General features: G+C 48.8%; 2 protein-coding genes. Both read left to right on the top strand.

What is annotated here, in order from left to right; all coding sequences use genetic code 11:
- The first annotated feature begins 236 nt into the window (after positions 1–236).
- Positions 237–1,460 (top strand): ACP S-malonyltransferase, encoded by a 1,224-nt coding sequence (gene fabD, locus G9G54_RS22315; RefSeq protein ID WP_165179657.1) that lies wholly within the window; start codon positions 237–239, stop codon positions 1,458–1,460.
- On the top strand, positions 1,435–14,094 hold the full coding sequence (locus G9G54_RS22310) for a non-ribosomal peptide synthetase/type I polyketide synthase (RefSeq protein ID WP_165179656.1): 12,660 nt from the start codon (positions 1,435–1,437) through the stop codon (positions 14,092–14,094). The genes fabD and G9G54_RS22310 overlap by 26 nt, the downstream gene beginning before the upstream one ends.
- Positions 14,095–14,101: the final 7 nt, after the last annotated feature.

Raw genomic sequence — 14,101 nt, 5'->3', positions numbered from 1 at the left:
TACACTTCCAAGTCTACTCACACACCTGACTTTTGATCTCAATCACACCACGAATGGAAACTCCATAACCAATTCACTTTTACAAGTCGATTACTGTTTTTTTGGAAATCCGTTTTGTTTCTTTTTGCTGCATCTATCTCTACATCTCGATGTCTCCATACATATGTACATTAACACCTGAATCGTAAAAACATTTTTGTTTTGCCACATCTTTGTGGGGAGGAAAGGGGTTTGGTATGAATCGCATTGCTTTGGTTTTTCCAGGACAAGGTTCTCAGTATGTAGGAATGGGAGCGGCATGGCATAGCGATTTTAATGAAGCGGATCGTTTGTTTGAAGAGGCTGCAGATATTTTGGGATATGATCTGAAAGCTTTATGCATGGCAGGTCCGATTACCCAGCTATCCAGAACATTCTATACTCAGCCTGCACTGCTTACGATCAGCGTCATTGCATTTCGGCGTTATATGCATGAAATCGGGATGATCCCTGAATTTTCAGCAGGTCATAGCCTGGGTGAATATTCAGCGCTGGTAAGTAGCGGTGTTCTAGCCTTTGGCGACGCTTTACGACTGGTACAAGAGCGGGGACGCTTCATGGAAGCAGCCGCAGAGGCCGGTCTGGGCAGCATGATTGCCATTCGCGGAGCTGAGTTGAACGCCGTGGAAGAATTCTGTCGTCTGCACTCCACAGTCGATCAGCCTGCTGTCATTGCTTGTTACAATTCGCCCAATCAGTATGTCGTCTCTGGTCATCATACGTCGGTAGCTATGGTAGCTGGCAAGTTAGAACAGCGGGGAGCCCAAATTACTCGCTTGCAGGTTAGTGGTCCTTTTCATAGTCCGCTTATGCAGCATGCTGCGGACAGGCTGACCATCGAGCTGCAAAAATACACTTTCCATGAAGCGCTGTGGCCCGTGATCTCCAATGTGACCGCTCTGCCATACCCCGATGTTGACAGCATCCGTCAAGGATTGATTTTGCAAATGACTCACCCGGTTCGATGGATTCAAACTGTGCAATATATGATGAATCATGGCGTAAAACAAGGTATTGAGTTAGGTCCACGAACGGTGCTGAAAAATTTAGCGAGGGAAATAAGCCCTAATATCGAAGTGCTGTCCTTGGACAGAGACTTGGATCGCCTTGAACTGCACCGCCGTTTCTCGATCCGTGATTGGATTGCCTGCTCCCTGTCACTAGCAGTGTCTACCCCCAACGCCAATTGGAATGAAGATGAGTATCGAAAGGGTGTTATTTTACCTGTGCGTAGACTGGAAAAATTACTGCGAAACTTGGAATCAGGCAGCAGTTCGCCTCCTGCTTCTGAGCAAAGACAGGAAATACTGGAGTGTATTCGCCTTGTGTTGCAAACCAAACAGGTCTCCGAAGGAGAGCAGAAAGCAATGCTAGAGCAATTGAGGAGGTATCAGGATGGAGCAGTTTCAAACCTTAGTTGAAATCATTCAAGACCGTGCAAGCCGGGATGAGAACGGAATCATTTTTATTTCCGGTGATAAACAAGAGGAATACGTATCCTACAGGAAACTTCTGGAGCAAGCATTACAGGTACTTTATGAATTACAGGAACAAGGAGTAAAACCCGGCGGTGAGCTGATCATACAGATCGACGACAACCATACCTTTTTGAATGTATTTTGGGGTTGCCTGCTTGGTGGAATCGTTCCTGTGCCTGTAAGCATAGGGAATAATGATGAGCATAAAATGAAATTGTTTAAAATCTGGAACACACTCTCCCGCCCATATATGGTTGCAGATGACAAGGTATTAGAGCAGCTTGAAAAATACGCGCACCAGCACGAACTGCTGGATTCCTTTGAGCCGGTTAAAAAAGCGACTTTTTCAAGCTATGCTTTCGATTATTCTACTCAGAATAAAGGTTTAGTTCATATATCCAAACCGGAGGAGCTAGCTTTTATCCAATTCTCCTCAGGTTCTACAGGCGATCCCAAAGGAGTCATGCTGACGCATGAAAATCTAGTTTACAATATCCGGGATATTTCAAATCAAACAGACATGAGCTCCAAGGATGCTTATTTGGGCTGGATGCCGCTTACGCATGACCTGGGATTGATCGCATTTCATTTAACCTGTGTGATCGCTAATGCCAAGCAGTTGATTATGCCAACGGCACTTTTTATCAGGCGCCCGTCTTTATGGCTAAAAAAAGTATCGGAGCATAAGGTGACTCAAATATGCTCTCCCAATTTTGGATATAAATTTTTTCTCGATCAGTATAAACCCGAAACAGCAGCTAACTGGGATTTGTCAAGTGTCCGTATGATCTTAAATGGAGCGGAGCCCGTATCTGTGGAGCTTTGTCATGTGTTTATGGATGCAATGAGTGTTCACGGTTTGAATGAAAATACGATGTTGCCTGTCTACGGATTGGCAGAGGCGAGCGTGGGTGTTTCCTCTCCACCTCTGGACAAAAACACCTTTATCCCCATTCATTTGAATCGGCAGCAGTTACACGTAGGTGAGCCTGTAGAAGAAGTGGACAAGTCTGACAAGCGGTGTCTTACTTTTTTGGATTTGGGTTATCCATTGGCTAATACCTCTGTCCGCATTTGTGATGAACAAAACCAGGTGCTTGATGATGGGGTGATTGGATACACGCAGATCCGCGGCAAAAATGTATCATCCGGATATTATAACAATCCAGAAGCTACCGCAAAGGTTATAACGGAGGATGGCTGGCTTATCACTGGAGATTTAGGGTTTATGCGGAACGGACGCCTGACTATTACCGGTAGAGCCAAGGATATCATTTTTGTGAACGGACAGAATGTCTACCCGCATGATATTGAGAGGATTGCCGAGGAACTGGATGGTGTGGAACTCGGAAAAGTAGCTGTGTGCGGTGTTCATGATACGCAAACGAGGCAGGATCGTATTATTGCCTTTGTGATGCACACAAAAAAGATAGAGCATTTTGTGCCGCTTGCCCAAAAGCTGAAAAGCCATCTGAATTACCGGGGAGGCTGGCATATTCATGCGGTGGTTCCGATCCGGCGTATACCTAAAACAACCAGTGGAAAGGTTCAGCGTTTCAAATTAGCCCAGAGCTATGAGCAGGGTGAATTTGATGAAATATTGACAGCACTGGCCGAGGCTGCTCGGGTCGCGCAAGCTGCTGAGCGTGCGGTCTTCCCTCAAGGAGAAGTAGAGAAGAAGCTGATTGGAATATGCCAGGATATTTTAAATATAAAGTCGATCGGGACGGATGACAGCTTTTTTGATATCGGAGTAACCTCCTTGCAGCTTGTTCAAATTATGGACCAGCTGGAGGATCAATTAGGGATTCATATTGAGGTTACAGACTTCTTTTCCTATCCGACTATCGCCAAGCTGGCTGCGTATATCTCCAGTCAGAATCTAAGCGAAGGCGCTGCTGCAATAGTACAGTCCGAAGGCAAGGAGGAAGCAAATGTCCGGGATATCGCCATCATCGGCATGTCAGGTAGGTTTCCTCAAGCGGAAACATTGGAGCAGTTTTGGGCGAATGTGTCATCAGGCGCTGACAATATCGGCCCGTACAGCGACGAAAGAAGAAAAGATGCCGAAGCTTTCCTTTCACGTCTGAATACGGAAGGACGGAATATGCAAATTGCAGAAGGCGGTTACCTGGATGAAGTAGACAAGTTCGATTACTCCTTCTTTAAATTGACTCCAAGGGAAACCTCGCTCATGGACCCGAACCAACGGTTATTTCTAGAAACAGCCTGGAGCACGATTGAGGATGCAGGGTATGGTGGAAAGCAACTGGCAGGCCAAAAGGTCGGCGTGTATGTCGGCTTCTCCAAGACCAGCTTCGAATATGAGCGTTTGTTGTCCGAGGTAGAACCGGGCGCGCTGCCGAACTTTGCCATTGGTAATTTACCGTCCATTATTTCCAGCCGGATTGCATATCTGCTCGATCTGAAAGGTCCTGCGGTAACAATTGATACAGCATGCTCTTCCTCGCTCGTGGCAGTGCATTTGGCCTGCAAGTCTATCCTTAATGGAGACTGCGACATGGCCTTGGCAGGTGGAGTGAAAACGATTTTGCTGCCGCTGAAAGCGGGCATTGGCATGGAATCCTCCGATGATCGGGCACGCGCCTTCGACGACCAGTCGGACGGAACGGGCTGGGGTGAAGGAGTTGGTGCTGTTTTCCTGAAACCGCTGCGCAAAGCGGAACAAGACGGCGACCACATTTTAGCCGTGATCAAGGGTAGCGCCATAAATCAGGACGGCAGCACGATTGGTATTTCCGCGCCTAATGCGCTGGCTCAGGCAGAAGTCATATTGCAGGCGTGGCGCGATGCACGGGTTGATCCTGAAACGATCAGCTCTATCGAAGCGCATGGAACCGGAACCAAACTGGGCGATCCGGTTGAGATTGACGGCATTACCAAGGCTTTCCGCAAGCATACACAGCGTAAGCAGTTTGCGGCGATCAGCACGGTCAAAACGAATATCGGTCATTTATACGAAGCCGCCGGGATTGCGGGTTTGATCAAATCCGTGCTGTCCATGAAGCACCAGCAAATTGCGCCGCTTGTTCATTTTCGCACACCAAACCAGAAGATCCATTTTGAGGAGTCCCCGGTATATGCCAATACGAAGCTGAGGGAATGGAAGACGGACGGTTTCCCGAGAAGAAGCGGGGTGAGTTCCTTTGGATTCAGCGGGACGAACTGCCATGTGGTGCTGGAGGAATATATAGCGAAGACGGAATCAGATCCAAGCTCAACGGGCAGCAACAATAAATCATCACCGCTGCTGTTGACCCTGTCGGCGCGAAGTGAATCCGCTTTGCGCCAGTTGGTCGGACGGTACGCAGAACGGTTCGGACGCGCAGAAGAGCTCGTGATGCAGGATGTGTGCTATACGGCTAACACAGGCAGAAGCCATCTGAATCATCGGATTGCTGTGACTGCCGCAGGAGCGGATGCGTTAAAAGCGAAGGTGCTTCAGTTGCATGAACAAGGCAGAGTAGTCGAAGGTGTATACACCGGAATAGCGGATAGCATAGGCAGCGTAGAGACGGTCACTGGAAGCTTGAACACGCTCCAATCCCTCGAGCAGCTTGCTGCCAAGTACGTGCAAGGAGCGCAGATCGATTGGAACGCCCTCTATGCAGGTAAGCGTTATAAAAAGGTTTCTCTGCCTACGTATCCATTCGAACGGAAAAGATGCTGGATTAACGTACCCGAACAGGTTCGAACGGAACAGAAGGCGCCAGTTCATGAAAACTCAACAGTAAAGGAGTCTGGAATGATGGGGAACGAGTATTCAGCGCCGGCACCTGCTGCCGATCAGCATAAATCATCTATCCTGCAAAAGTTAGCGAAAATGATCGGTAACGTGTCCCAGCTCAGCCTGGAGGAACTGGAACCGCAGACACATTTTCTCGAACTTGGGCTAGATTCCATTAATTTGTCCCAGGTTCGCCACAGTATCAAGGATACCTTCGGACTGGATATTCCAATGAATGAATTTTTCGAATCGTTGACCACGCTGGAGCTGTTGGCCAGCTACGTAGCCGAACGGGTGAGCACTTTCACTTCTGCTGAAACCCCGGTTCAATCTGTGGAAAATCGTCCAGAAACAACTCTGAATCAGGTTGATCATGCAGCTTTCCCGTTAACCCAACCGTCTCATGAATCCGCTGTTCCGGCTGCGGCATCCGTTTATGCCATAGACACGGCTGGGCAAACACGGGCTCAAAGCTTTCCAATCGCTACGGCTCCTGCGGCTGTAGAGCGAATTTTGGAGCAACAGCTACATCTGATGTCACAGCAGCTCGATGTTCTCCGGCATCAGCCATCTGCATCCGTAATAGCTTCCGAGCTATTAAGTCCGGAAGCGAGCGTTTTTTCATCGGGAATTAATGAAAGCACGCAGATCATGCGTACCGAACCCAAGCAGAAGGTTACAGTTCCATCCGCAAAGGCTGCTTCCAAGCAGGCAGGCCATGAAGCCAAGCCGTATACGCCCTATAAAAAGCTAGATGTTAAAGCACATGAATTGCTTTCGCTCCGTCAGGAACAACACCTGCAAGAGCTGATAGAGCGCTACACGGCCCGTTCGTGTAGCACTAAAAAGTACACTCAGCAGTACCGCTCCGTATATGCCAATAACCGGAATGTGGCTGGCTTTCGGCCTGTTTTGAAGGAAATGGTGTACCAAATTGTATCCCAACGTGCAGACGGGGCTAAATTCTGGGATTTGGATGGCAATGAATATGTCGATTTGACGATGGGCTTTGGTGTAAATCTGTTTGGACATAATCCAGCCTTTATTCGTGAAAAAATTGAGAAAGAACTGAAGAACGGCATGTGTATTGGCCCCATGTCCAACATGGCTGGGCAAGTCGCCGAGCGAATGTGCAAGATGACCGGTGTGGAACGGATTGCCCTGTATAATTCCGGCACGGAAGCCGTCATGGTCGCGCTCCGTTTGGCACGTGCTGCCACTGGACGAGCTAAAGTCGTCATTTTTGCTGGCTCGTATCACGGTACATTCGACGGGGTGCTGGCACTGGGGAGCGCGGGTGATGACAAGGAGCATTCGACACCTCTAGCTCCAGGTATCTTGCAGCATATGGTGGACGATGTCGTCGTGCTTCATTATGGGGCGGACGATTCTCTGGATTATATCCGCACCCATGCGCATGAACTGGCCGCGGTTATCGTGGAGCCGGTACAAAGCCGCCGACCAGATTTTCAGCCTAAAGCCTTTTTGCAGGAAATTCGCCAGATAACGGAGCAGTCGGGTACTGCCTTCATTTTTGATGAAGTCATCACAGGCTTCCGGATTCAGCCCGGAGGAGCCCAAGCGTGGTTTGGGGTACAAGCCGACCTCGTGACCTACGGTAAAATCATTGGCGGCGGGCTGCCCATCGGCATCGTAGCCGGAAAAGCCGCCTTTATGAACGGGATCGACGGAGGCACGTGGAGCTTCGGAGACGATTCCTATCCGCAGCATGAGCAGCAGCGAACCTTTGTGGCAGGAACCTTCTGCCATCATCCGCTGGCCATGGCTGCATCCTTAGCGGTGCTGGATCATTTGGAGAAGCATGGCGAGCAACTGCAAAATCGCTTGAACAGCCGCACCTCGGCGTTAGCAGCGGAGCTGAACAGCTATTTCACTGACGAACACGTACCTATGAAGGTCGTTCACTTTGGCTCCCTATTCCGCTTCGTGCTCAAAGGCGATTTGGAGTTGTTCTTCTATCACATGCTGGACAAAGGCATCTATATCTGGGAGGGACGAAACTGCTTCTTGTCCACGGCCCATACCGAGGAAGATATTGCGCGAATCGTAGAAGCGGTCAAAGATAGCGTGAACGAGCTGCGTAAAGGGGGATTTTTACCGGACCCGCCCCCGAATGGAAACGGCCCGGGACCGGGAAAGCAACCTGTAACCGTACCTCCAGAGGCTGAAGCAGCAGAAACTATTATTGCGTTAACTCCAGAGCAAAAGCAGCTTTGGTTCGCTTCTGTTTCAGATCGAAGTGACTCTCAATCTTTACACGAAACCGCCTTGTTGCGGTTTCGTGGTCCACTTCAGCAGCAGGCGTTCAACCAAGCTGTCCAGACCATTGTAAACCGTCATGAAGCCTTACATATCTTTATGAGCGGCGATGGGGAAACTCAGGTGTTCGCTCCTGTGATGAAAGCGGAAATCCCGCTTCATGATTTTACCAGTTATCGCCCAGATGAACAGGAACAACATATCCGGGCATGGATGATCAAGGACAGTGAAACTCCATTTGCCATGACGCCAGGCAAGCCATTATTCCGAATTCATCTGCTGAAAATATCGGATGAAGAGCATCTGGGTGTTTTTACGTTTCATCATTTTATCGCGGATGGCTGGTCAATCAGTGTATTCATTCAGGAACTGGAACACATCTATTCTGCGCTTGTTCGACATGCTGACTACAACCTTCCCGATCCAGTACCTTTTCGGAATTACGTTGTTTGGCAGCAGGATCAATTGAAAGCAGGGAAAAAAGAGGCCCTTGCTTTTTGGTCAGCAGTGCTAGAAAAGCAGCAGCCTGTCCTCCATCTGCCATCTCCGGTAAGGGGGATACAAATTCCGTCTTCCAGAGGAAGCAGACATACCATAATGCTCGAAGCGAAGCTCGTTAAACAATTGAGATCCGCCAGCATAAAGCTAGGCAGCAGTCTTTTTATAACGCTGCTATCCGCCTTTCAGATTTTTCTACATCGGCTGACAGGGCAGCAGGAAGTAACGGTGGGGGTTCCCACCGCAGGACAATCCCATATGGACGCCTTCTCTCTGATCGGCAACTGTGTCAACTTGCTTCCGATGATCAGCGAAGTGCGTCCTGATGCTACTTTTACGGAGCATGTTCCAACAGTCAAAAAGCGCATGAATGAACTGGACAGCTTCCAAAAGTACAGCTTTGCCGGACTCGCTCAGCTGGGACTAAAGAATTTGCCTGTCATTAACGCTGTATTCAATATGGATCGACCGATTCCGCGTTTTCAATTCCATGGAATGGAAGCAGAACTCATTGAGAATGAGGTATCATTCAGCAAATATGAGTTGTTTTTGAACGTGACAGAGGCACAGAAGCAATTACGTCTTGATTTTGACTACAATTCGGATCTTTTTCAGCAAAACATCATCGAAGCTTGGTCAGGGTATTTCCTGAATCTGCTGCATTCCATTGTAGAGGAAGAAGGGGCTCGCGTTTCCGCGATGTCTTTACTTCGTGCGTCAGAGAACGAACAACTTCGAGGTGCATGGGCAGCAAATACCGATGCCAACGGAAACTATCTTTGCGTTCTCGATGCCTACAAGCATTTGGCACCTGTCGGGACAGCAGGGGAGGTGTATCAAGCCTCAGGAGCAGGCCTGTTGGGAACGACCCGGGAATGGGTTTACGTGGAAAACGATGGCAAGCTGCGGCATATTGGAAATTTAAATCGGACCATTCACATTCGCGGACATCAGGTTAATCTGGAGCAGTTGGAGAAACATCTACTGCAAACTTTCCAATTGGAGTCCTGCGTCATTACACCGCAAACGGACGAAGCTGGAAAAGTCTCATATATAACCGCCTATGTGGTTGCAAACGCATCGAAGCCATGGGAAGAAGACGCACTGAAAAAGGCTGTAATCGAAATTCTTCCAGATTATACGCAGCCCCGCTTTTGGGTTCCTATGGATCATATTCCTCTTCTGCCGGATGGTCAGCCTGATCTACAGGCTTTGCCAGAGCCGAGACAAGCAAGCATATTCACTAAAACAGACGCCGCTTCTGGGAACCAGGGCATAGAAGATCAACTCGTGAACATTTGGAAGGACGTTCTGCATGTAACGGATATCAGCTATGACGATAACTTTTTTCAACTGGGCGGTGATTCACTAAAAGCGACGGTCATTCTGTCGAGAGTCAATAAGGAACTGGGTGTACACATTCCACTTAGCCACATTTTTGAGCTGCAAACGATTGCAGAGCTGGCTACATATATTGCGGGTGGAACAAAGAAGACCTACGAACCGATTGTATCTGTGAAATCGCAAGCCTTCTATCCGGTATCTTCTTCCCAAAAGAGAATGTACGTGCTGGATCAGCTGGGAGGCGGAACGGCCTATCATGTACCCGGCCAGCTTTTCATAGAGGGAGATCTGGAGGTTCCCCGCTTCATTAAAGCCGTTAGGGAAGTTATTTTGCGTCATGAATCCTTTCGGACGTATTTCGATCTGGAAGACGGAGAAGTGGTACAAAAAGTTCGGGACACGATTCCATTCGACATCCCGTGTACCCGCATTTCCAAGGAAGAAGCAAAACAGGCTCGGACCTTGTTTGTTCAGCCTTTTCACCTAGGAACAGCTCCTTTATTCCGCGCCGAACTGTACGAATTTATCGAAGGTGGCTTCATACTGTTAGTGGATATGCATCACATCGTGTCCGATGGTTTCTCCATGGCCGTGCTGCTGGATGAAATCATTCAACGGTATCAGGGCAGACAGCTTGCGAACATTCAGCTTCATTACAAAGACTTTGTTGCTTGGCAGAAGCAGCAGATCACTGACGACGCATTGCAAGCGCATGAATCATATTGGCTCCAGACCTTGAATGGCGAGCTTCCTATACTGAATATACCTACGGACTTTTCACGTCCACAAACACAAAGCTTTGAAGGTGACAGCTTGACCGTCACCTTGGAATCCAAACTTACTAACACACTCTACAAATTGGCCCAAGATACCGAATCTACGATCTTTATGGTACTTTTGGCGGCTTATAATGTCCTGCTGGGCAAGTATTCTGGTCAAGAGGACATTATCGTGGGTATACCTGTTGCCGGAAGACGGCATGTGGATACGCAAACGATGATTGGCATGTTCGTCAATACGCTGGTTCTTCGCAATCAGCCGCGATCTTTTTTAACGTTCCAATCCTTTTTGCAGAAGGTTAAGCAAAACTCGCTGCTGGCACTGGAGCATCAGGAATACCCGTTTGATGAGCTTGTAGACAAACTGGAACTGGTACGCGACGTAAGTCGAAACCCGGTGTTCGATACGATGTTTAGTTTGCAAAATGTCGGCACAGATGTTTTGGAAACAGGAGGCATTCGTTTTAAACCGGAAGAATTGAACGCGGGTATATCCAAGGTGGATTTTTCATTGCATGTGACCGAGGAAAAAGAACGTTTGTCTTTCACTTTGGAGTATGGCACAAAGCTGTTTAAACCGGAGACCATCCGACGGCTGGCAGAGCATTTTGTGCGAATTTTGGAAACGGTGACGCAGGATGTCCGGGTACGGTTGGCCGATATTACGATCGTATCTGATGAAGAGAAGCAATTGCTGCTAACCGGTTTTAATGATACCGTCGTACCTTTCCCGTACCATGAGACAGTCCACGGGCAGTTTGAAAAGCAGGTCGTACAGACGCCGGGTCATATAGCATTGGTGTTCGAAAATCAGCGTCTGACCTACCGGGAGTTGAACGAACGTGCTAACTCACTGGCACGGATACTTCAAGCGCATGGTGTAGGACCCGATAAGCTAGTCGGCCTGATGGTGCAGCGTTCGGCGGAAATGATTATCGGTCTGCTCGCCGTGCTAAAAGCGGGTGGCGCTTATGTGCCTATCGATCCTGAATATCCGTCAGCCCGTATTGAGTATATGCTGAGTGACAGTGAGGCTGCCGTGCTCCTGACCAGTCGCGATCTGGTAGGAGAACACCATTACAGCGCCAACACCCTGTTTATCGAAGATGAGGAAGTATATCAAGGGGAAAGGACCAATCTGGAAGCCACTGCTCAGCCGGAGCATCTGGCTTACGTCATCTATACTTCTGGCTCAACCGGAAATCCGAAAGGAGTTATGCTCCAGCATCGCTCGGTGCTGAATTTTATTACAGGAATGCGTGAAGTGATCGACTTTGCAGCGAACAAAACGATTTTATCCCTAACCACCATTTCGTTCGATATTTTCGTTTTGGAAACGATTCTGCCGCTGCTGGGCGGAATGACCGTCGTGTTAGGCGACCGCCATCATCAGGTCGATCCTCAGGCACTTGGCGAGCTGATTACTGCACATCATATTGACATGCTGCAAATGACGCCATCTCGGCTGCACATGCTGCTGAGTCATGAAGAAGGCTCCCGTGTGCTGCAAGGTGTACAGGAAATTATGGTTGGGGGAGAAGCGCTTCCGCCCAGGCTGCTGGAGGCAATGCAGAAATTGAACGGCCCCCGTATTTATAACATGTACGGACCTACGGAAACGACGGTTTGGTCGGCAGTGCAGGAACTTACCGATGCCAATCAGATTGACATTGGACGCCCCATTGCGAATACGCACATTTATATCATGGATGCGCAGAACAGATTACAGCCAATCGGTATACCGGGCGAGCTATGCATTGCAGGGGAAGGGCTGGCCCGTGGCTATTGGAACCGCGAGGATTTGACGGCAGAAAAATTTGTGGATAATCCATTTTCAATAGGGACACGAATGTACAGAACGGGTGACCTCGCTCGCTGGAAAGCAGATGGAAATCTGGAGTTTATCGGCCGAATCGACCATCAGGTGAAAGTACGTGGATTCCGGATCGAACTGGGTGAGGTTGAAAATGCTTTGATGAGCCATTCTGTAATTCAAGAGGCTGTCGTCACTGTATATCAAAACAAAGAGCAAGAATCCGTCTTGTGTGCCTACATTGTATTGCATACAGAAGAAACACCAAGCTTAACGGTCATTCATGAACATGCCGCCAAGTTGCTCCCGTATTATTCGGTTCCGTCTCACTTCGTGTTTCTGGATCGGATACCGTTGACACCGAACGGAAAAACCGACCGAAAAGCATTGCCGGAGCCTGAAAAGCTATTCCGACCGGATGTGGCCTATGTAGCGCCGCGAAATGATGTGGAAGAAGCTTTGGCCGCCGTATGGCAAGATGTTTTGGGACGCGATCAGGTGGGCATTCAGGATAACTTTTTTCTGCTCGGAGGCGACTCGATTAAAGCAGTTCAAGTCATCGCACGCATGCGTCTCCACGGGTATTTACTGGATATCCGACACGTACTGGAGCATCCGTCCATTGAAATCCTGAGCGGCTATGCAGAAACATTGTCCCGTCCGATAGAGCAAGGTCCGATAGATGGAGAAGTACCACTGACACCGATACAACGACACCTACTCAATGGGTTTGAACGGCATCCAGCATCCGAGGCACTTCCTGCCGCAATGTCGGTACTGCTGTTGGCAAAGTCGGGCTTTGACGAGCAGCCATTGCGAGCCGCATTGAAGAAAATCGTAGAGCACCACGATGCTCTGCGCCTTGGCTTATTACAACAGGCTGACGAGTCGGTTACGCAAGCTCACAAAGGACTGCATGAGGAGCTAATCACGCTGGAGGTACTGTCGCTTACGGGAACGGAAAGCGAAGCACGCAGCCAGATGGAAGCTGAATGTCAACGGATTCAAAGCAGCCTGCGGCTGTTTGAAGGACCACGAGTTCGGGCAGGGCTTTTCCGTCTGGATAGCGGAGATCATCTTTTCCTTGCTGTAGACCCACTAGTGGCTGACGCCATTTCATGGAATATTTTGCTCGAAGATCTGGCAACAGGCTACGGACAAGCTCTGGATGGGGAAACGATTGTTTTACCGGACAAAACGAACGCTTACCAAACGTGGGCAGAGCATCTTGAGCATTATGCGAATAGTAAAGAGCTGCTCAAGGAGCAGGACTATTGGAACAAGATAGAGTTGTCAGAGTGGAGAACGCTTCCCAAAGACCATGAAGTCATTACGGATTCTGGATCGGAGAGACAAACACATCAGCTCCACCTGCAATTATCAACAGACGAAACCCAGCATCTGATGACACAGGTCAATCATGCCTATAATACCGTGCCGGAGGAAGTACTGCTGTCCGTACTGGGGCAAACAGTATCCGAATGGTCAGGACAAGAACGGATTGCACTCTACGTGGAGAACCCTGGCCGAGAACAGGCTGAAACAAATTCGCTGGATATCTCCAGAACGGTAGGGCAGTTTACGTCCGTGTATCCAGTTGTACTGGACATCAAATCTGCGGATGATATAGTGCTGTTGCTCAAGCGTGTGAAGGAAACGGTTCGGCAGGTTCCAAATCACGGATTGGGCTACGGTGCATTGAGATATCTGACCGAAGCCAGCAATCCAACGGATTCTAAACGTTTTCGTCATCCGGAAATTGGTTTCCGTTATATAGACTCCCCACACCCGGAATCGGTTTATTTTTCTATATCGCCGCTGCAAGCTGAAATTGGACCAGGTACCAAGGATGTGATTAATGGTTCATCTTATGCTCTTTATATGGATAGCCGGTTGGAGGACGGAAAATTAAGTATCCGTATATCCTATGACAGGAATGCATATGAAGAGCGCACGGTCAAACAACTTTTCTCCCGCTTCGAAACACACCTGTTGAATACCATTCGTCATTGCCTTGATCAGTCGGGTCAGGAACTGACACCAACAGACGTAGGGGCAGATGATCTGGATTTGGAAGAGTTCGAAGAGATGAAGCATTTTTATGAAAGCCTATAAATATTCG

It is taken from the genome of Paenibacillus sp. EKM212P, assembly GCF_011066115.1.
Lineage (GTDB): Bacteria > Bacillota > Bacilli > Paenibacillales > Paenibacillaceae > Paenibacillus > Paenibacillus polymyxa_B.
This window is presented reverse-complemented; position numbering and strand designations above follow the sequence as displayed.

What these genes read in the sequence shown, in the direction of transcription:
- fabD (WP_165179657.1), top strand. Translation starts at nt 237, where the DNA reads ATGAATCGCATTGCTTTGGTTTTTCCAGGACAAGGTTCTCAGTATGTA.
- G9G54_RS22310 (WP_165179656.1), top strand. Translation starts at nt 1,435, where the DNA reads ATGGAGCAGTTTCAAACCTTAGTTGAAATCATTCAAGACCGTGCAAGC.